This is a genomic window from Streptomyces sp. NPDC002324 (assembly GCF_053593335.1).
Genome location: NZ_JBSFCF010000026.1, coordinates 71,335 through 90,305 on the forward strand (window position 1 = coordinate 71,335; position 18,971 = coordinate 90,305).

16 protein-coding genes are annotated in these 18,971 nt (G+C 71.5%); 10 read left to right on the forward strand and 6 right to left on the reverse strand.

The genetic code is table 11. The annotated features are described in order from the left end of the window. Window positions 1-273: 273 nt before the first annotated feature. Both ACWCRJ_RS29085 and ACWCRJ_RS29090 read left to right on the forward strand, forming a co-directional pair. The gene (locus tag ACWCRJ_RS29085; protein WP_450942088.1) at window positions 274-1,617 is read left to right on the forward strand and encodes a hemolysin family protein; all 1,344 of its coding nucleotides are present in this window, start codon (window positions 274-276) and stop codon (window positions 1,615-1,617) included. Then, complete coding sequence (locus ACWCRJ_RS29090) at window positions 1,614-2,702, forward strand: hemolysin family protein (RefSeq protein WP_450942089.1); 1,089 nt, start codon at window positions 1,614-1,616, stop codon at window positions 2,700-2,702. The genes ACWCRJ_RS29085 and ACWCRJ_RS29090 overlap by 4 nt, the downstream gene beginning before the upstream one ends. 171 nt (window positions 2,703-2,873) lie before the next feature. Here the strand turns inward: ACWCRJ_RS29090 and ACWCRJ_RS29095 are convergent, their stop codons facing one another. Continuing rightward, window positions 2,874-4,748: an AAA family ATPase gene (locus tag ACWCRJ_RS29095; protein ID WP_450942090.1), complete on the reverse strand. Its 1,875-nt coding sequence runs from the start codon at window positions 4,746-4,748 to the stop codon at window positions 2,874-2,876. Window positions 4,749-5,182: 434 nt separating this feature from the next. Continuing rightward, entirely contained in the window at window positions 5,183-5,836 is a 654-nt protein-coding gene (locus ACWCRJ_RS29100) for a uridine kinase family protein (RefSeq protein ID WP_450942091.1), read from the reverse strand. A gap of 172 nt (window positions 5,837-6,008) precedes the next feature. Here ACWCRJ_RS29100 and ACWCRJ_RS29105 point away from each other — a divergent pair, with 172 nt between their 5' ends. The 3 genes from ACWCRJ_RS29105 to ACWCRJ_RS29115 all read left to right on the forward strand — a co-directional run bounded on the left by ACWCRJ_RS29105 (window position 6,009) and on the right by ACWCRJ_RS29115 (window position 8,505). Continuing rightward, a complete protein-coding gene (locus ACWCRJ_RS29105) occupies window positions 6,009-7,394 on the forward strand; it encodes a peptidase C39 family protein (RefSeq protein ID WP_450942092.1) in 1,386 nt (461 codons plus the stop codon). Between the two features lie 199 nt (window positions 7,395-7,593). Continuing rightward, window positions 7,594-7,740: an SCO1431 family membrane protein gene (locus tag ACWCRJ_RS29110; RefSeq protein WP_005485564.1), complete on the forward strand. Its 147-nt coding sequence runs from the start codon at window positions 7,594-7,596 to the stop codon at window positions 7,738-7,740. Window positions 7,741-7,845: 105 nt separating this feature from the next. After that, window positions 7,846-8,505: a TetR/AcrR family transcriptional regulator gene (locus tag ACWCRJ_RS29115; RefSeq protein WP_450942093.1), complete on the forward strand. Its 660-nt coding sequence runs from the start codon at window positions 7,846-7,848 to the stop codon at window positions 8,503-8,505. A gap of 144 nt (window positions 8,506-8,649) precedes the next feature. Here the strand turns inward: ACWCRJ_RS29115 and ACWCRJ_RS29120 are convergent, their stop codons facing one another. Next, window positions 8,650-9,897 (reverse strand): glycoside hydrolase family 18 protein, encoded by a 1,248-nt coding sequence (locus ACWCRJ_RS29120; RefSeq protein ID WP_450942094.1) that lies wholly within the window; start codon window positions 9,895-9,897, stop codon window positions 8,650-8,652. Window positions 9,898-10,255: 358 nt separating this feature from the next. Here ACWCRJ_RS29120 and ACWCRJ_RS29125 point away from each other — a divergent pair, with 358 nt between their 5' ends. Continuing rightward, window positions 10,256-11,428 (forward strand): acyl-CoA dehydrogenase family protein, encoded by a 1,173-nt coding sequence (locus ACWCRJ_RS29125; protein WP_450942095.1) that lies wholly within the window; start codon window positions 10,256-10,258, stop codon window positions 11,426-11,428. 399 nt (window positions 11,429-11,827) lie between these two features. Here the strand turns inward: ACWCRJ_RS29125 and ACWCRJ_RS29130 are convergent, their stop codons facing one another. Then, a complete protein-coding gene (locus ACWCRJ_RS29130) occupies window positions 11,828-12,271 on the reverse strand; it encodes a hypothetical protein (RefSeq protein WP_450942096.1) in 444 nt (147 codons plus the stop codon). 269 nt (window positions 12,272-12,540) lie between these two features. Between ACWCRJ_RS29130 and ACWCRJ_RS29135 the strand changes: the two genes are divergently transcribed. The 4 genes from ACWCRJ_RS29135 (at window position 12,541) to fxsA (ending at window position 16,688) form a co-directional block, all read left to right on the forward strand. Next, window positions 12,541-12,981 (forward strand): Lrp/AsnC family transcriptional regulator, encoded by a 441-nt coding sequence (locus ACWCRJ_RS29135; protein ID WP_005485572.1) that lies wholly within the window; start codon window positions 12,541-12,543, stop codon window positions 12,979-12,981. 75 nt (window positions 12,982-13,056) lie between these two features. After that, window positions 13,057-14,661, forward strand: coding sequence for an amidohydrolase (locus ACWCRJ_RS29140; RefSeq protein ID WP_450942097.1), 1,605 nt, complete (start codon window positions 13,057-13,059; stop codon window positions 14,659-14,661). 589 nt (window positions 14,662-15,250) lie between these two features. Then, complete coding sequence (locus tag ACWCRJ_RS29145; RefSeq protein ID WP_450942098.1) at window positions 15,251-16,048, forward strand: polyprenol monophosphomannose synthase; 798 nt, start codon at window positions 15,251-15,253, stop codon at window positions 16,046-16,048. 64 nt (window positions 16,049-16,112) lie between these two features. After that, entirely contained in the window at window positions 16,113-16,688 is a 576-nt protein-coding gene (gene fxsA, locus ACWCRJ_RS29150; protein ID WP_450942099.1) for an FxsA family membrane protein, read from the forward strand. Between the two features lie 262 nt (window positions 16,689-16,950). Here fxsA and ACWCRJ_RS29155 read toward each other — a convergent pair whose 3' ends face one another. Both ACWCRJ_RS29155 and ACWCRJ_RS29160 read right to left on the reverse strand, forming a co-directional pair. Then, window positions 16,951-17,325: an RNA polymerase-binding protein RbpA gene (locus tag ACWCRJ_RS29155; protein ID WP_003977404.1), complete on the reverse strand. Its 375-nt coding sequence runs from the start codon at window positions 17,323-17,325 to the stop codon at window positions 16,951-16,953. Between the two features lie 266 nt (window positions 17,326-17,591). Then, window positions 17,592-18,956 (reverse strand): MFS transporter, encoded by a 1,365-nt coding sequence (locus ACWCRJ_RS29160; RefSeq protein ID WP_450942100.1) that lies wholly within the window; start codon window positions 18,954-18,956, stop codon window positions 17,592-17,594. Between the last annotated feature and the right edge of the window lie 15 nt (window positions 18,957-18,971).

Here is an 18,971-nt window from a genome sequence, read left to right on the forward strand (position 1 = left end):
AGGTATCGGGGCCCGGAGCTTGCGCACATCGGGGACGGCCCGGAGCAGGACCGGAACAAGATCAGGGCCGACTCAGGGCCGCCGCCCCTGCCGCAGTGGCCCCTGTCTTGATTAATCTGTTGGCGGAGGCGTTTTCGTCGCGCCTCCGCCTCTGCCGTTCCGCCCCCGGAAGGCAGGGGCTCCCTGCTAGTTCGAGGAGTGACTCCTTCCAGCGATGGACGGATCGTCCTGTAGTACCTGCGCCGCCCCCTCCAGGCCCATCGAGGCGGCGGCATGATCATCCCCCTGTTGCTCCTCGGAGCCGCGTTCCTGCTGATCCTCGCCAACGGCTTCTTCGTGGCCGCCGAGTTCGGCCTCGTGACGGTCGAACGGGCGGAGGCCGAGAAGGCCGCGGCCGAGGGTGACCGCCGGGCCCACAAGGTGGTGGACGCGCTCAAGGAGCTGTCGTTCCAGCTCTCCGGCACCCAGCTCGGCATCACCATCACCTCCCTCGTCGTCGGCATGCTCGCCGAACCGGCGCTCGCGGAGATACTCCACGGCCCCTTCACCGCCCTCGGCATACCCGAAGGCGCGGTCTCCGGGATCGCCGTGGTCGTCGGCATGCTGCTGGCCTCCGCCGTGCAGATGGTGATCGGCGAGCTGGTGCCCAAGAACTGGGCGGTGTCCAAGCCGATGCAGGTCGCCCGCTTCGTCGCGGGCCCCCAGCACGTCTTCTCCCGCCTCTTCCGCCCGGTCATCGCCGCGCTCAACGCGGTCGCCAACCGTCTGGTCCGCGCCTTCGGCGTCGAACCCACCGACGAGCTGGCCTCCGCCCGCACCCCCGGCGAACTGGTCTCCCTCGCCCGGCACTCGGCCCAGGCCGGTGCGCTGGAACAGGACACGGCCGATCTCTTCGTCCGCACCCTCTCCCTGGGAGAGCTGACCGCGGAGAACGTGATGACGCCGCGCGTGAAGGTCAGCGCCCTGCAGTCGTCGGCCACCGCCGAGGACGTGGTCAACCTGACCCGGGCCACCGGCCTCTCCCGATTCCCCGTCTACCGCGAGCGGATCGACGAGATCGTCGGCATGGCCCACCTCAAGGACGCCCTCGCGATCCCGGCCCACGAACGGCTGCACACCCCGGTCGGGCGTATCGCCAAGGCCCCGCTGCTGGTCCCGGAGTCGCTTCCGGTGCAGCCGCTCCTGGCCCGGCTGCGCAGCGAGCAGCCCATCGCCGTCGTCGTCGACGAGTACGGTGGCACGGCCGGGGTGGTGACCCTGGAGGACATCGTCGAGGAACTGGTCGGCGAGGTCCGCGACGAGCACGACGGGCACGAGCGGCCCGAACTCGCCGCCGCCCCGCCCGAGGACGGCCGCCTCGCCTGGGACGCCGACGGCAGCTGCCGGGTCGACGTGCTCCAGCGCATCGGCCTCGACGTGCCGGAGGGCCCCTACGAGACGGTCGCCGGCCTCGTCGCCGACCTCCTCGGCCGTATCCCCGCGCCGGGTGACAGGGCCGAGCTGCCCGGCTGGCGGCTCGCGGTGCGGCAGGTCGGGCACTACCGGGCGGAGCGCGTACGCCTGGTGCGCACCGCCCCCGCCACGGACTCCGCCCCGCTCGCGGAGGCAGCCCGATGAGCTTGCTCCAACTCCTGTTCGCCCTGCTCCTCGTGCTCGCCAACGGCTTCTTCGTCGGCGCCGAGTTCGCCCTGGTCTCGGTCCGCCGCAGCCAGATCGAACCGCTCGGGACCACACGGGCCCGCCAGGTCCTCTACGGCCTGGAGAACCTGCCCCAGATGATGGCGGCGGCCCAGTTCGGCATCACCGTCTGCTCGCTGACGCTGGGCGCGGTGGCCGAGCCGACGGTGGCGAAGCTGCTGGAGCCCGTCTTCGAGGCGATCCGTCTGCCGCACGGCATGATCCACCCCCTGGGCTATGTGATCGCCCTCGCCGTCGTCGTCTTCCTGCACCTGGTGATCGGCGAGATGCTGCCGAAGAACCTGGCGATGGCGGCGCCGGAGAAGACGGCGCTGTGGCTGAGCCCGGCGCTGGTGGCCTTCGCGAGGCTGTGCAAGCCGGTCACGATCGGTCTCGGCGCCGGTGCCCGCCTCGTGCTGAAGCTCTTCCACGTCGAGCCCAAGGACGAGGTCGAGGCGGTCTTCACCAGCGTCCAGCTGGTGCGGCTGGTGGAGGACTCCGGCCAGGCCGGGCTGCTCGACCCCGAGGAACAGGAACGCCTGGAGGACGCGCTGGAGCTGGGCTCCCGCCCGGTGACGGACGTCCTGCTGAGGCGGGACTCCCTGGTGACGGTGGGCCCCTCGGTGACCCCCGCCCAGGTCGTCGCCCTGACCGCCCGCACGGGCTACTCCCGCTTCCCGGTGGTCGCCGAGAACGGCGCCTTCATGGGCCGCTACCTCCACGTCAAGGACGTCCTGGACCTGGAGGACTCCGACCGCGCCGTCCCCCAGCAGATCTGGCGCCCCATGACCACCCTCCGCGCGGAACTCCCGCTGGACGACGCGCTGACCGTCATGCGCCGGGCCGCCACCCACCTCGCCCAGGTGGCGGACTCCTCCGGCAAGGTGCTGGGCCTGGTCGCCCTGGAGGACGTCCTGGAACTGATCGTCGGCGAGGTCCGCGACCCGGCCCACCGCGAGGTACATCCGGTCCGCCTGACCGAACCAAGGGGCAGCGAGACCCCGGAGGAGGTCCTGGCGAGCTGAAGCGTCACGCTGTCCCCGCGCCCGTATGCCAGGGGCGCGGGGAACTGCGCGAACGGGGTCCGGGGCGGAGCCCCGAGTCTGTGACGGGGGTGGAAGGGGCGCGCCGCCCCTGGGTGGGGCGGGTAGGGGCGGCGGCGGGGGCGAGAAGAATCCCCGGACCACCCCCCCGCCTCACATCGCCGAAGCCTCCCCCGGCCCTCGCCCCGACAACACCTCTCCGTACGCCTGCATGAGATCCGGCAGCCGCAACGTCGACAGATCGTCCCGCGTGGGAATCGTCGGATACCCCGACAGCCGCAGATCCCGGTAGGCACAGCTCTTCTCGTACAGCGTCCGCAGAAACCGCCCGTTCCCCAGCTCGTCGATCCACCCCTGGTCGACGACATGCCCGGACACGGACCGCAGCTCGTCGAGCGCCTCCTCGTCCCACACGTCCCCGTTCTCCGCGGCGAGCACCTCCCCGATGGAGGTCAGCTCCAGCGGCCGGTAGGAGGGGAAGTCGACCCGGCTGGTGAACCGGGAGGACAGCCCGGGGTTCGCGGCCAGCAGCCGGTCCATGCCCTCCGGATAGCCCGCCAGGATCACGACCAGATGATCCCGGTTGTCCTCGGCCCGCTTCAGCAGCACCTGCAGCGCCTCGTCGCCGTACGCGTCGCCCTTCCCGTACCCGGAGTTGGACAGGGAGTACGCCTCGTCCACGAACAGCACGCCGCCGATCGCCGAGTCGATCAGCTCGTTGGCCTTCACGGCGGTCTGTCCGAGGTACTCGCCCACGAGGTCCGCGCGCTGCGCCTCCACGAGATGATCGCCGCCCAGCAGCCCGAGCGCGTAGAAGACCCGGCCCAGTATTCGCGCCACGGTCGTCTTGCCCGTCCCGGACGGCCCGGAGAAGACGAAGTGCCGCTTCGGCGGCTGGACCGGCAGCCCCTGGCCCGCCCGCAGCCGCGCCATGTTCAGCTGCGCGGACAACGCCTTGACCTGCCGCTTCACCGGCTCCAGCCCGACCATCCGCTCCAGCTCCGCGAGCGCCTCCTCCAGCAGCTCCGGATCCGTCGGCCCGGCCGGCAGGGACAGCGGCTGCACCGGCACCACGGACTTCTCCCGTACGAAGGTGTCGCCGGCCTCGGGCGGCAGCCCGCCCGGCGGCGGTAGCCCGGGATCGGAGACCTTCAGGTCCCGGCCCTCGGGGTCGAAGAACGGCTCCAGCCCGTCGCCGTCGAGGACGTCCTGTCCGATCCCGGCGAGCGCGATCGCCGCGAAGTCGCTCGCCTCGTCGTCGTACCCGTCGCCCTCGGCGATCGCCGCGAGCCGCGCGGAGGTGTCCATGAAGGCGGGGTCGACCCGGTGCACGGCCCGGTACAGCGGCAGCGCGGCCGCGCTGCGCCCGGTGCCCTCATGGGCACGCGCCAGCCAGTAGCGCAGCTCCTTGCGCTGCGGCTGCTCGCTGCGGCAGCGCATGAGCGCGGCGGAGAGCAGCGGCTCGGCCTGTCCGTACGTCTCCAGCCGGACCCGGGCCATACCGCCGAAGAGGCCCGCCTCGATGCCCAGCAGCGCGTCGTCGAGCAGCGGGTCGGTGTGCCGGACCAACTGCTCCCAGTCCTTGACGAGATAGGCGCGGCAGGCGTGCAGGAAGCGCACCTGGTGGTCCGCGTCGACCGGCGGCAGCCCCGCCAGCGCCCGGTCCAGCTCGGGCACATGGCGTCCGTCCAGCCAGTGCGAGGCGTGCGCGAGCAGCAGATCGCGCGGGCTCTCCAGCACCGGCTGCACCCACCAGCCCAGCCAGTACCAGGAGTTGAGGGTGCGCCGGTGTCGCGAGCGCTGCTCCCCGAAGCGCTCCCGGTGCCGGAACATCCTCAGCAGCGCGGTCGTCGTGTCCACCCGCAGCGCGTGCAGCCCGAGCCAGCCGTCGGCCATCCCGGGATCCATCCGCACCGCGGCGCGGAACTCCTCCTCCGCCTGCGGATAGGCGCCCATCGTGTAGGCGTCCACGCCTCGCAGCCAGGCGAGGTCGGCCGGAGCCTCGGGGCCCCGCGAGCCGAAGTCCATCACGTCCCCCACAAACCGTGCCCCCGTTGGAAACCGAACGGGCCGGTGCCCGTCGGCAGCCTTCGTCGAACCGCTGTGCAGCGGACGGGAGTTGCGCCGGCGCGTTGCTGCAGCCGTCCGAAGGTCGCACCCTGGGCATCGTACCTGCGGGTCGGTCGCCCATCGAAGGGTGCCGCCGTGCTCGTCGGGCGAGGTGGGAGCGGACGAGGTGCGTCGCAGACGGTCACCGAGGGTGAAGGAATCGTGTCCCGTGCATCCCGGAAGGACCGGAAGAGGGCAGAACGAAGCCCCCGATCACGGGGGAACAACCGGGGGCTTCGCGTAGACGGGCGGTGACTGATGACCGCACATTGAGAACGTAAGACCTGTACGGCCCCTCGGTCAAGCCGAGTTGGGGCACTCGGGGCGCTTCTCGGACAGCCGCCTTCACAGGTTCAGCACATTGCGGATGGCCCGTCACCCTGAGTGAGTGAGGACCTCGTTCCGGGAGTCGTCGCAGGTCCCGTCAGCACCTCGTAGCCCATGTCTCCCGGCCGAATCAGCAGATCGGCGAACGGCCGAGAAGGGTCTTCGGCGAAGTGCCGGCGCTCCGCCCGGACCCAGCCGGCCCAGAACTCGCTCTGCTCCGTTCCGTCCCGCGCCCGCCCACGCGCCCAGGCCGTCGTCTCCGGCACCTCCATCCACACCAGCCCCGCCAGGTGCGGTCGCAGCGCACGCCGGCCCGCGCCCACCCCTTCGACGACGATCACGGGCGCGGGCGGCAGGACGCGCGCGGGACCGAACGTACGCGCACGCCAGTCGTACGGGGCGCAGCGCGCGCTCCGGCCGTACCGGAGCGGCTCGATCACCTGGGCGAGCAGGCGGTCGGTCCAGGAGAACAGTTCCTCGTGCGTGGCGACGTCGTCGAGGTGCAGCACCGGGGCGCCGCCGAGCGCGTCGGCCAGACGCCCGGCGAACGTGCTCTTCCCGGAGCCGGCGTGCCCGTCGACCCCGACCAGCCGGACCGGCCCGCAGGAGGGCGGCACCCGTCGCAGCCGGGCGGCGACGGCGTCGACCGCGGGGTCCATGGGCGCGGGGGAGGTGTGCATACCTGGATTGAACACCGTGCCGCGCGGCCCTGACCATGCCAGTGGTCTCGACCAATATTGGCGGGCGTGGCGAAGCGCGAGGTGCTGGCAGAAGCCGTCGCCCGCCGTCCATAGTGGGCGAACAGCCGTGCGTCTGACCTGTTCCTTCCGGATCACTGGGGGTCTCCCGCAGATGACGAGCCTTTCCGAGCCGTCCCGCAGAACCGTCCTGACCGCAGCCGTCACCGCCGCCGCAGCAGCCGCGGCCGGAGGTTCGGCGGGCCAGGCGGTCGCCGACACCACGAGCGGCCGGGGCGAAGCCCTCGCCCACCTCGCACCAGCACCGGAACGCCTCACGGACTACCACTCCTGGACCACCTACACCGACTGGCGCTCCGGCAGCCCCGGAGGCACCCGGGCCGAGGCGGGGGAGCGGCCGGGGCTGGTGATCGACGTGCCGCTCGGCAAGGTCGACCACACCGACCCGCACACCGGGCGCACGGCCGCCTGGGAGTACGCGACCTGGACCTCCCCGGTCCATCGGCTCACCGTGCCCGCCACCGAGGTCATCGCGTCCTGGAACGCGCGCACCCCGGCCGGCACCTGGGTCCAGATCGAGCTGCGGGGCACGTACTCCGACGGCACGGACACGCCCTGGTACGTGCTGGGCCGGTGGGCGGCCGGCGACCAGGACATCAGGCGCACCTCCGTCGACGACCAGAAGGACGGCAGGAGCAGTGTCTGGACCGACACCTTCGCGATCGACGACCCGGCCACGGGACTTCGCCTCGCCTCGTACCGGCTGCGTCTGACCCTGTACCGCACGCCCGGCACCCGGCTCACGCCCACGGTGTGGCGGCTCGGTGCGATGGGCTCCGACGTGCCCGACCGCTTCACCGTCCCGGCCTCCGTCCCCGGGATCGCGCGGGAGCTGAACGTCCCGCGCTATTCCCAGGAGACGCACAAGGGCCAGTACCCCGAGTACGACAACGGCGGTGAGGCCTGGTGCAGCCCCACCTCCTCGCAGATGATCATAGAGTTCTGGGGCCGGAGGCCCAGCGCCGCGGATCTGGCCTGGGTGAACCCGCAGTACGCGGACCCGCAGGTGTGCCACGCGGCGCGGTTCACCTTCGACTACCAGTACGAGGGCTGTGGCAACTGGCCCTTCAACGCCGCGTACGCCGCCACCTACAAGGACATGCAGGGCGTGGTGACCCGGCTGGGCTCGCTCACCGACCTGGAGACGCTGATCGCGGCGGGCATCCCGGCGATCACCTCCCAGTCCTTCCTCGCGGCGGAGCTGACGGGCGCGGGCTACGGCACGGCCGGACACCTCATGACGGTCATCGGCTTCACCGCCGACGGCGATGTCGTCGCCAACGACCCGAATTCGCCGACCAACGAGGCGGTGCGCCGGATCTACCGGCGCCGCGAGTGGGAGAACATCTGGCTGCGGACCAAGAGGTACAACGCCGCCGGCAACGTCGTCTCCGGCACGGGCGGCATCTGCTACCTGTACTTCCCGGCGCGGCCCACGTCCCGCCAGCGCGCGGCCCTCGCGGCGGTGGGCGTCTGCTGACGCGGGCGTGCTGACACGGGCCCGGTGACACGGCGCGGCTTCCGGGAGACCGGGAGCCGCGCCGTCCGTCTGCTCGCGTGTGTGACCAAGCTCTCGGCCGCGAACCGCCCATCCGGTGGCAAGGTGGACGGAAACGGCGGGCCGACCCGCCGCACGCCGAACACCCGCCACCGCACGCCGATCACACCAGCGAGCTGCCATGACCGCGACCTCCGCCACCGCCAACCGTGTCCAGACCGGCACGGGCGGCCCCCGGGACGACGGCCCCAAGATCGTCGAACACCTCATGGGCTGGACCCTGGTCGTGGTGGTCGCGATGCTGGTGACACAGCTGGGTCTGCTGTGACCTGATCCGCCGGCTCGCCTCTGTCGATCAGAGTCGAACAAGCTGGTGGTGAGGGTCTGCCATACTGCGGTTGTCCCGCTGCCAGTCGGAGACCAGGACCCGAAATTGAATAGTAGTCAACAGCTTGGTGTCGAACCGCCGCGGGCCCGCGGCACCGACCGTTCGGTGGCCCGCCGCGCCGAACTCATCTCCATCGGGCGCAAGTTGTTCGCCGACACCTCGTACGACACGTTGTCGATGGACGACATCGCGCGGCAGGCGCATGTGGCCAAGGGGCTGATCTACTACTACTTCAAGTCCAAGCGCGGCTACTACCTCGCGATCGTCGAGGACTCGGTCGCCGATCTGATCACGTTCGCGGCGAGCGGCCTCGAACTGCCGCCCGTGGACCGGGTGCACCGGACCATCGAGGGCTATCTGCGCTACGCGGAGGAGAACCAGGCCGCCTACCGCACGATCGTCAGCGGCGGCGTCGGCTTCGACGCCCAGGTGCACGCCATCCGGGACGGTGTCCGCGAGGCGATGGTCGCCACCATCGCCGAGGGCGCGTACGGCAGGAGCGACATCGAACCGGTGGCCCGCATGGGCCTGTTCGGCTGGGTCTGCGCGGTCGAGGGCGCCACCCTCGACTGGATCGCCCGCCCCGAGCTGCCCCGCGACACCATGCGCGATCTGCTGGTCAAGATGCTGGGCGGCTCGCTGCGCGCCATCGAGGAACTCGCCCCCGCCTACCGCACGCCCGAGCCCGCCCGCCGCGACGCCTGAGCCCGCCCGCCGCGACGCCTGAGCGCGCCCGCCGCGACGCCTGAGCGCGCCCGCCGCGACGCCTGAGCGCGTCGGCACCGCGGCCGGGCGCCCGGGGCGGGAGCCCGCCGACCGGCCCCCGCCCCACATCACGCGCCGCGAGGGCTACTTGATGGCCTTGATCAGCTCACCGTCCGCGGTGTCGCCGCTCAGCTCCCAGAAGAAGGTGCCGCCCAGACCCTGTGCGTTCTTGTAGGCCATCTTCCCCTTGATGGTGCGGGGGGTGTCGTAACTCCACCAGTCGTCACCGCACTTGGCGTACGCGGTCCCGCCGACGATCCCGTTGGCCGGGCAGGTCGCCTTCAGCACCTTGTAGTCCTCGTAGCCGGCCTCGTACGTGCCCGCCGCCGGGCCGGTGGCGGTGCCGCCGGGTGCCGACCGCGTGACCCCGGTCCAGCCCCGCCCGTAGAAGCCGATGCCGAGCAGCAGCTTGGACGGCGGGATGCCGAGTCCCCTGAGCTTCTTGATGGTCGCGGCGGTGTTGAACGCCTTGTCGGCGATGCCGGGGTACGGGTACAGCGGTGAGTGCGGGGCGGTGGTCGCGTCCCAGGAGCCGAAGTAGTCGTACGTCATCGGGTTGTACCAGTCGACGTACTTCGCGGCGCCCGCGTAGTCCGCCGCGTCGATCTTTCCGCCGCTCTTGGCGTCGGCCGTGATCGCCGCGGTGACCAGCTCCTTCTTGCCGAATCGTTTGCGCAGCGCCGCCATCACGTCCTCGAAGGCCTCCGGGCCGCTGGTGTCGCAGGTGAGACCGCAGGCGTTGGGGTACTCCCAGTCGATGTCGATGCCGTCGAAGACGTCCTTCCACCGGGAGTTCTCGACGAGGTCGTAGCAGGAGTTCGCGAAGGCGGCCGGGTCCTTCGCCGCCTCGCCGAAGCCGCCGGACCAGGTCCAGCCGCCGAAGGACCAGATGATCTTGAGGTTCGGGTGCAGCTTCTTCAGCTTGCGCAGCTGGTTGAAGTTGCCGCTCAGCGGCTGGTCCGCGCCGTCGGCGACGCCGTCCACGGACTCCTCGGCGGTGAAGGGCTTGTCGGTGTCCGCCCAGGGGTCACCGATCGCGCACTTGCCGTCGACGACGTTGCCGAAGGCGTAGTTGATGTGGGTGAGCTTCTTCGCCGAGCCGGACGTCTCGATGTTCTTGACGTAGTACTGGCGGCCGTAGATGCCCCAGTCGATGAAGTAGCCGACGACCTTCGAGTGGGACGCGCCGGGCGCGTGGGGTGCGGCGGCCGGCTTCGCGGGCGTGGCGGTGGCGGTGCCCGCTCCGACGAGGAGCCCGGCGCCGAGCGCGGCGCAACACGTGGCGGCGACAAGCGTTCTGACGGGGACGCGGGAGGTGTGCGGTCTGAGCATCGTGACTCCGGGGGAGGGGAGCGTGACGGGGAGGGGTGCTGCCTGGACCTGCTGTGCCGACGGGCAGGAACGCGGTGGCCGCGTTGTTGGGGGAGACCGTAGAGGACTAGACCACTGGGGTCAATGGTTCGGACCAATCCTGCCCGGGTGGGGCGGGCCGTCGAATGTGTCCCAATGAACGCTCGTTAACCGGTGACGCGCTGCTCCGGATCGGGCATACTCCAAGCGCCACCGCCGCTGATCAGCGGCTTCCGTGATCCGGAGGAGGACCATCGGCAGTGGCACGTGAGACCCGGTGGCACCACGACATCCCCTGTGTGTGTCCGCCGCAGTGCCCGACAGGGAGGAGAGCGTCGCCATGCCCGACCGCGCCCCGCAGCCGGTGGACCGTCAGCTGCCCACGGAAGAGGCCCGGGATCTGATCTCGCTCGTCCGCGAGATCGCACAGCGGGAGATCGCCCCGCACGCGGCCGAGGAGGAGGACTCCGGCCGGTTCCCGCGCGAACTCTTCGGCCTGCTCTCGGAGTCGGGGCTGCTCGGCCTGCCGTACGACTCGGAGCACGGCGGCGGCGACCAGCCGTACGAGGTCTATCTCCAGGTCCTGGAAGAACTCGCCATGGCGCGCCTCACCGTGGGTCTCGGTGTGAGCGTCCACACGCTCGCCTGCCACGCCCTCGCCAACTACGGCACCAAGGAGCAGCAGGTCGAGCATCTGCCGGCGATGCTCGGCGGCGGCCTGCTCGGCGCGTACTGCCTCTCCGAGCCCTCGTCCGGCTCGGACGCCGCCTCCCTGCGGACGAAGGCCGTCCGTGAGGGTGACGCGTGGGTGATCACCGGCACCAAGGCCTGGATCACCCACGGCGGCATCGCCGACTTCTACACGGTCATGGCCCGCACGGGCAGCGAGGGCTCCCGGGGCATCACCGCCTTCCTGGTGCCCGGCGACGCCGAGGGGCTGAGCGCCGCCGCGCCCGAGAAGAAGATGGGCATGAAGGGCTCACCCACCGCGCAGCTCAACTTCGACGGGGTGCGCGTCGGTGACGCCCGGCGCCTGGGCGAGGAGGGCCAGGGCTTCGCGATCGCCCTGTCCGCGCTCGACTCCGGGCGGCTCGGCATCGCGGCCTGCGCGATCGGCGTCGCCCAGGCGGCACTGGACGAGGCGGTCGCCTATGCCACCGGGCGGCAGCAGTTCGGGCGACCGATCTCCGACTTCCAGGGGCTGCGCTTCATGCTCGCGGACATGGCGACGCAGATAGAGGCGGGCCGGGCGCTCTACCTCTCCGCGGCCCGGCTGCGCGACGCGGGCCGGCCGTTCTCCAAGCAGGCGGCCATGGCGAAGCTGCTGTGCACCGATGCCGCGATGAAGGTCACCACGGACGCCGTGCAGATCCTCGGCGGGTACGGCTACACGGCGGACTTCCCCGCCGAGCGGTACATGCGCGAGGCGAAGGTGCTCCAGATCGTGGAGGGCACCAACCAGATCCAGCGCATGGTCATCGCCCGCCACCTCGCGGGGCCCGAGTCACGCTGAAGGAACCGCGGAAGAAGTCGGGGGCCCCGAAGGGGTCCACGGTGGTGCGGAACTGGTCGAGGCCGCTCGGCGGTGTCGCCAGCCGCACCCACTCCGGATCGTGACGCCCCGGCAGGGTGCGGCCCCGGTCGGCCCAGGTCCGCAACAGGGCCCGGTAGATGGGCGGGTCCTGCTGCTGGGCCGGCCCCTGAGGAAGCGATTCTGCCGAAGCGGGCACGAGGATGTGACGCCGATGCCCGGTCACCGGGAAAGTTGGGGTCATACCGTGCCAACGCGCGTGCGGGCGGGCCGGTCACCACTTCCGGGAATCGTCTCTGAGTTCGCGACCGAACCGTAGGGGGGCAGGACGAGTCCTGCCCGCCGGGCGCGCGGACGCCGTGGGCCGAACCGGCCCCGGGATCAGGCCGCTTGGCGCTGGTCGGACTGCCGAGGCCGCATCACCGGCATGCGCATCGGACGCGAGCCCGGGCCGCCGACGTGCGAGAACGGCTGCGTCCGCCAGTCGAGGCCCTGCGGCAGCGTCAACAGCAGGGCGGTCTCCTGCGCCTGCGGTTCGAAGGTCTCGTCCGCGGCGCGGGCGTCGCCGGCCGAGCGGCCCGTACCGGCGCAGACCGTGAGCCCGAACGGGTTCCACGGCGACACGACCAGCGCGTGCTCGGGCAGGCGGTCCTCGTCGGACAGCAGGGCGATGGGCTGAGCGCAGTCCGGGCAGAAGACCCGGTACATCTCGAAGGTGTCGTACGCGTCGAACTCGTCGTCCGGTTCGACGCCCTCCGGCTCAAGATCGACGACCGCCTGGAGCCGCTTGGGTGCGGTTCGACCAGGGCGCTTGGGATTCTGCATGGGATTCTCCCCCTCGGGCTGGGCCGTGAAGGCGCTGCGGCCTCCGACCACAGCAAGCACTTCCCGCCCCGTCCCGAAGGTAATCACGAGATCATCACAGAGCCTGTCCAGGTGCTGTGGTCTTCGTCACATGCCGCTCGCAGATGCCCGACACGGCGAGGCTGTCACCCGTATGGCTCACATATGGCTCGCGGTCACATCACGAACCGGGTATGACCTGCGCCGCTCAGGTATCGAAGGAGATCAACCGCCCTGTAGGTTCTTGCGCCATGGAGGAGCTGGACCGACAGATCGTGCAGCTGCTCGTCGCGGACGGGCGGATGAGCTACACCGACCTGGGCAAGGCCACGGGCCTGTCCACGTCGGCCGTGCATCAGCGTGTGCGCCGACTTGAGCAGCGTGGCGTCATCCGCGGCTATGCCGCGGTCGTCGACCCGGAGGCCGTCGGGCTGCCGCTGACCGCGTTCATCTCGGTCAAACCCTTCGATCCCAGCGCCCCCGACGACATCGCCGAACGCCTCGCGGGCGTCCCGGAGATCGAGGCCTGCCACAGCGTCGCCGGCGACGAGAACTACATCCTCAAGGTCCGCGTGGCCACCCCGCACGAGCTGGAGGAACTCCTCGCCCGGCTGCGGTCCCTGGCGGGAGTGTCCACCCGCACGACGGTGGTCCTGTCGACGCCGTACGAGGCCAGACCACCGAGGATCTGACGCCCGCGAGCGCCGGGCGCCCCGGAAGCACGGCCCTGGTGCACCGCGGCGCCCGGCACGAGCGAAACTGTCCCCATGAGTGATCGCACCGCCCCGTCGAAGACCGTGTTGCTCCGCGGCGGAGAAGTCCACAGCCCCGCCGACCCGTTCGCCACCGCGATGGTCGTGGAGCACGGCCAGATCGCCTGGGTCGGCTCCGAGGGCGCCGCCGACGCCTTCGCCGCCGACGTCGACGAGGTGGAGGACCTCGAAGGCGCCCTGGTCACCCCGGCGTTCACCGACGCCCACGTGCACACCACGGCGACCGGCCTCGCCCTCACCGGCCTCGACCTCACCGGCGCCCCCACCCTGGAGGCCGCCCTCGTTCTCGTACGGGAATTCGCGGCGGCCCGCCCGGCCGACCGCGTCCTCCTCGGTCACGGCTGGGACGCCGCCCGCTGGCCCGGCGGCCGCCCGCCGACCCGCGTCGAACTCGACGAGGCCACCGGCGGCCGCCCTCTGTACCTGAGCCGGATCGACGTCCACTCGGCCGTCGTCAGCTCCGCCCTGCTCGACCTGGTCCCGGGCGCCGGCGCCTTCGAGGACGGGCCCCTGACCCGGGACGCCCACCACGCCGTACGGGCCACCGCCCTGGGCGCCGTCACCCCCGCCCAGCGCACCGAGGCCCAGCGGGCCGCCCTCGCCCACGCCGGCTCGCTCGGCATCGGCTCGGTCCACGAGTGCGCGGGCCCCGAGATCTCCTCCGAGGACGACTTCACGGGACTGCTCCGGCTCGCCGCCGAGGAGCCGGGCCCGCGCGTGGTCGGCTACTGGGCGGAACGCGACGTCGACAGGGCCCGCGCCCTCGGAGCCGTCGGCGCCGCGGGTGACCTCTTCGTCGACGGGGCCCTCGGCTCGCACACCGCCTGCCTGCACGAGCCGTACGCCGACGCCACGCACACCGGCACGGCGTACCTGGACGCGGCGGACGTCGCCGCACATGTGGTCGCCTGCACCGAGGCGGGCCTCCAGGCGGGCTTCCACGCCATCGGGGACGCCGCGGTGGCCTCCGTCGTCGAGGGAGTGCGCGCGGCGGCGGAGAAGGTCGGCCCGGCCCGGGTGAGGGCCGCCCGGCACCGCGTCGAGCACGTCGAGATGCTCACCCCCGAGAGCGTCGCCGCCTTCGCCGAACTCGGCCTCACCGCCTCCGTCCAGCCCGCCTTCGACGCGCTGTGGGGCGGCGCGGAAGGCATGTACGCCGAGCGGCTCGGTCCGGAGCGCGCCCGCACCCTCAACCCGTTCGCCGCCCTGCTGCGCGCCGGCGTGCCCCTGGCCTTCGGCTCCGACAGTCCGGTCACCCCCCTCGATCCATGGGGGACCGTCCGCGCGGCGGCGTTCCACCGCACGCCGGAGCACCGGGTGTCCGTGCGCGCCGCGTTCACGGCGCACACCCGGGGCGGCTGGCGGGCGGTCGGACGCGACGACGCGGGCGTTCTCGTCCCGGGCGCGCCCGCGGACTACGCGGTGTGGCGCACCGGCGAACTCGTCGTCCAGGCCCCCGACGACCGCGTCGCCCGCTGGTCGACCGACCCCCGTTCCGGCACCCCCGGCCTGCCCGACCTGAGCCCCGGCACCGACCTGCCCGTCTGCCTGCGGACCGTGGTCGCCGGGCGAACGGTCTTCGTACGGCCGGGCGAGTGATCTCCCGGCACGGCACGGACCCGGCGACGACCCGGCGGCGCGCCGCACGACCTGCGGCTCCTCTCCTGCGACCAGGCATTTGAGGGGAACTCCGCAGGTCAGACGGCGGTTGACAGGCGGCCGCAGGCGACGGGTAGGTTCTGCCGGGTCCACCACCGGACGTCCGACCGGGGAACTTCCGCGCGGTCGTCGGAGCGCCGCTGGGTCAGGGTTGGTGCGCCGCACCGGCGCACCGCCACCGGCAGCCAGGCCCAGGCGTCGCGCTCCGGCGAGGGAACGTTCCGGCCAGGTCGGGTAGGTGTGACCCGGGTGGGGCCCGGACGCTCAGTAGACAACGGCTTTCGGTCTCGCAGCCAGCGGGCCCCAGGTCGGCCCGAAGGGCGTCGGGCCCCCATCCGCAGTCGACGACCTCTGTACTCCGTCCCGCGCCGACGGCACAGTGGTGTTCCGGGGAGTCGCGAGACTACGCAGAGCGCGCTCGCGCACACCCCCTGTCGAATCGGGGCCCTTGGGCCACGGGCCGACACTTCCGCGCAGGCCGTGGCCACTATGGTGGTCCTCTGCGCACGGAGGACCTGAAGGGGCAGCGGTGAACGACGGCGACGGGACGATCGCGGCGGAAGGCCAGGAGAGGCGGTTCGGCCCGCTCGGCACGGCCTTGGTGATCATTCCGACCTACAACGAGGCGGAGAACATCAAGGCGATCGTCGGCCGGGTGCGGAAGGCCGTTCCCGAGGCGTACGTCCTGGTGGCCGACGACAACAGCCCCGACGGCACCGGCAAGCTCGCCGACGAACTGGCCGCCGAGGACGACCGCGTCCAGGTGCTGCACCGCAAGGGCAAGGAAGGGCTGGGCGCCGCCTATCTCGCGGGCTTCCGCTGGGGCATGGAGCACGGCCACGGCGTCCTCATCGAGATGGACGCCGACGGCTCCCACCAGCCCGAGGAGCTGCCCCGGCTGCTGACCGCGCTCAAGGGCGCCGACCTCGTCCTCGGCTCCCGCTGGGTGCCGGGCGGGCGCGTGGTGAACTGGCCCAAGTCGCGCGAGTACATCTCCCGCGGCGGCAGCCTCTACTCCCGTGTCCTGCTCGACGTGCCGGTCCGTGACGTGACCGGAGGGTACCGGGCCTTCCGCAGCGAGACCCTCGAAGGGCTCGGCCTCGACGAGGTCGCCTCCCAGGGCTACTGCTTCCAGGTCGACCTCGCGCGCCGCGCGATCAAGGCGGGCTACCACGTCGTCGAGGTGCCCATCACCTTCGTCGAGCGCGAGCTGGGCGACTCCAAGATGAGCCGGGACATCCTGGTGGAGGCGCTGTGGCGGGTCACGGCGTGGGGCGTGGGGGAGCGGATCGGCAAGGTGCTGGGCCGGGACGACAAGAAGGCCTGATCACCCTCGCTGTCCTGGGCTCTCCCTTATCCCGTGCTGAGCCGGGGCCAGGCACACTGGGAGCATGACGACTGGCGTTCCGTCCTCGACGTACCCCGCCCGGCCCCGGCGATCCCGGCTGCGCACGTTTCTGCCGCTGGGCGTCGCGGCGTGGCTGGTCCTGGAGATCTGGCTGCTCACCGTGGTCGCGGGCGCGGCCGGCGGGTTCACGGTCTTCCTGCTCCTCGTCGCCGGGTTCGTCGCGGGTTCCGCGGTGGTCAAGCGGGCCGGGCGGCGGGCCTTCCGGGCGCTGGCCGAGACGCTGCAACAGCAGCAGGAGGGCGCGGATGCGCCCGGCGCCGGCGCCGGGCGCAGCGAAGGCAACGGGTTCCTGATGCTGGGCGGCCTGCTGCTGATGCTGCCCGGGCTGGTGTCCGATGCGCTGGGGCTGGTGCTGTTGGTCCCGCCGGTGCAGAAGGCGCTCGGGCGCCATACGGAGCGGACGTTCGAGCGGAAGTTGCGGGAGGCGGGCGCCGGGGGGTTCGGTGACGCGTTCCAGCAGGCGCGGATGCACCGGCCCGACGGGAAGGTCGTGCAGGGTGAGGTGATCCGGGACGACGCGCCGCCGTCATCCGGGACCTATCCGCCGCTGGACCGCTGAGGGGTTTGCTCGCCCCCGCCGCCCCTACCCATCCCATGCTCAAGGGGCTGCGCCCCTTCGACCCCCACGCGCCGGTCCGGTGGGGCTTCTCGCGCAGTTCCTCGCGCCCCTGAAAAAGCGGGGCTGCGCCCCGGCTTTTTCAGGCCCGCAGGATCTGAGCCTTGATCAGGCGCACAGCAAAGACCGCGGGCGCCGTACAGGTTCGTACGGCGCCCGCGGTCTGTTCGGTTGCGCTGTGTGGATCGTCCAGCCCCCTGAGGGGCTATGCGGACTTGCGGCTGTCTCGCGGATGTACCGCGATGTTCATCGCGCCGGAGCGGAGAACCGCAAGGCGCTCTTCGAGGACCTCTTCGAGTTCCTCACGGGTGCGCCGCTCCATCAGCATGTCCCAATGTGTACGCGCGGGCTTGGCCTTCTTTTCCTCTGGGCCGTCGCCGTCCACGAGGAGTGCTTGGGCCCCGCAGACCTTGCACTCCCACTCCGGCGGAATCTCCGCCTCGACCGAGAAGGGCATCTCGAAGCGGTGCCCCTTCTCGCATGCGTACTCCACGGCCTGGCGCGGAGCCAAGTCGATGCCGCGGTCCGTCTCGTAGCTGGTCACCACGAGGCGCGTGCCGCGAAGAGCTCGCTCACTCATGAATCGTGCCTCCCGGGCTTGTCGCCCACAGGACAGGTGTCGCTGTCGTCGTCATCCGGTCAACGTCCGGTCGGCGGTAAAGATTCCCGTTGCGTGTCCCGTTCCGGGTCATGCGTCGCCGTCGTAGCCGCCCTTGTTGTACCCACCCGCGCCCGGTTTGTCACATCTGACAGCAGATGTAACCCAGCGTTTCGGCATCTTTGACGCGCAGTAACGGTACGCCTGGCAGGCCAAACGCGTACACTACAGCCCTTTCGCTCCCGGCGCTAAATCCTGTCCGGTACGGGATTGCCCGCGTCGCTGATCGCCCGGCGCACCGGAATCCTCGCGAGCAGGGCGAATCCCAGGACGAAGAAGGCCACCAGGGAGATGATCGCGTCCCGATAACTTCCGGTCAGCTGGTAGGTCACACCGAACAGCAGCGGGCCGAGCCAGCTCATGCCGCGGTCGCTCATCTCGTACGCGGAGAAGTACTCGGCCTCCTTCCCGGGCGGGACGAGGTGGGAGAAGAGCGAGCGGGAGAGGGCCTGGCTGCCGCCGAGGACCAGGCCGATCCCCGAGGCGAGGACGAAGAACCAGACGGGGGCGCCCGCCGGGAGGAAGTAGCCGACGCCGAGGATCAGCGTCCAGGCGACCAGGGAGCCGAGGATCGTCCGCTTGGCCCCGTAGCGGCGGGACAGCCGGCCCATGCCGAGTGCCCCGCCCACCGCCAGGATCTGCACCAGCAGGACCGCCACGATGAGGGTGGACTGCTCCAGGTCGAGTTCCTCGGAGCCGTAGACGGAGGCCTGGGAGATCACCGTCTGGATGCCGTCGTTGTAGACGAGGTAGGCGAGGAGGAAGCCCAGGGTCAGCGGGTGGCGGCGCATGTCCCGGACGGTCGCGGCCAGCTGGCGCAGACCGGGTGCGGTCGCCTCCTTCGACCCCTCGGACTCGCCCGCCGGGCTGCGGCGGTCGCGTAGGCGGCTGAGCGGGATCAGGGTGAAGGCGCCCCACCACAGGCCGGCCGAGGCCAGACAGATACGCACGGCCATGCCCTCGGAGACGCCGAAGGAGTCGTGGGCGGTGAAGAGGATCAGGTTCCCGACCAGGACCAGCGAACCGGCCGCGTAGCCGAAAGCCCAGCCCCGCGAGGAGACGGCGTCGCGTTCCTCCGGGGGCGCGATCTGCGGGAGATAGGAGTTGTAGAGCATCATCGCCACGGACTGCGCCGCGTTCGCGATGATCAGCAGGATCCCGCCGAGCAGGTAGCGCTCGCCGTCCAGGAAGAACATGCCGGCGGTCGCGCCGGCGCCGACGTAGGCGGCCGCGCCCAGGAGGGGCTTCTTGCGGCCGGTGCGGTCGGCGGCCGCGCCCACCAGCGGCATGATCACGACGGCGAGGATCACCGACAGGGACACCGAGTACGCGAAGAAGGAGCCGGCGCGGACCGATATGCCCAGCGGGTGGACGTAACCGTCCCCGTCGGCGGCGGACTTGGCGACCTCGGTCAGATAGGGACCGAGGAACACGGTCAGGACGCTGGTCGAGTAGACGGAGCAGGCCCAGTCGTAGAAGTACCAGCCGCGCTGTTCGCGCCGCCTGCCCGCGGCCTCGTCGGCCGCGTCCGTCCGCACGGTGTCGGTGCCCACCCGTGCCCTCGCTTC

Bases quoted from the DNA above. Each gene is read 5' to 3' on its own strand.
- ACWCRJ_RS29110 (WP_005485564.1), top strand. From the start codon at position 7,594: ATGACCGCGACCTCCGCCACCGCCAACCGTGTCCAGACCGGCACGGGC.
- ACWCRJ_RS29090 (WP_450942089.1), top strand. From the start codon at position 1,614: ATGAGCTTGCTCCAACTCCTGTTCGCCCTGCTCCTCGTGCTCGCCAAC.
- ACWCRJ_RS29130 (WP_450942096.1), bottom strand. From the start codon at position 12,271: ATGCAGAATCCCAAGCGCCCTGGTCGAACCGCACCCAAGCGGCTCCAG.
- ACWCRJ_RS29120 (WP_450942094.1), bottom strand. From the start codon at position 9,897: ATGCTCAGACCGCACACCTCCCGCGTCCCCGTCAGAACGCTTGTCGCC.
- ACWCRJ_RS29105 (WP_450942092.1), top strand. From the start codon at position 6,009: ATGACGAGCCTTTCCGAGCCGTCCCGCAGAACCGTCCTGACCGCAGCC.
- ACWCRJ_RS29085 (WP_450942088.1), top strand. From the start codon at position 274: ATGATCATCCCCCTGTTGCTCCTCGGAGCCGCGTTCCTGCTGATCCTC.
- ACWCRJ_RS29100 (WP_450942091.1), bottom strand. From the start codon at position 5,836: ATGCACACCTCCCCCGCGCCCATGGACCCCGCGGTCGACGCCGTCGCC.
- ACWCRJ_RS29125 (WP_450942095.1), top strand. From the start codon at position 10,256: ATGCCCGACCGCGCCCCGCAGCCGGTGGACCGTCAGCTGCCCACGGAA.
- fxsA (WP_450942099.1), top strand. From the start codon at position 16,113: ATGACGACTGGCGTTCCGTCCTCGACGTACCCCGCCCGGCCCCGGCGA.
- ACWCRJ_RS29155 (WP_003977404.1), bottom strand. From the start codon at position 17,325: ATGAGTGAGCGAGCTCTTCGCGGCACGCGCCTCGTGGTGACCAGCTAC.
- ACWCRJ_RS29135 (WP_005485572.1), top strand. From the start codon at position 12,541: ATGGAGGAGCTGGACCGACAGATCGTGCAGCTGCTCGTCGCGGACGGG.
- ACWCRJ_RS29140 (WP_450942097.1), top strand. From the start codon at position 13,057: ATGAGTGATCGCACCGCCCCGTCGAAGACCGTGTTGCTCCGCGGCGGA.
- ACWCRJ_RS29095 (WP_450942090.1), bottom strand. From the start codon at position 4,748: ATGGACTTCGGCTCGCGGGGCCCCGAGGCTCCGGCCGACCTCGCCTGG.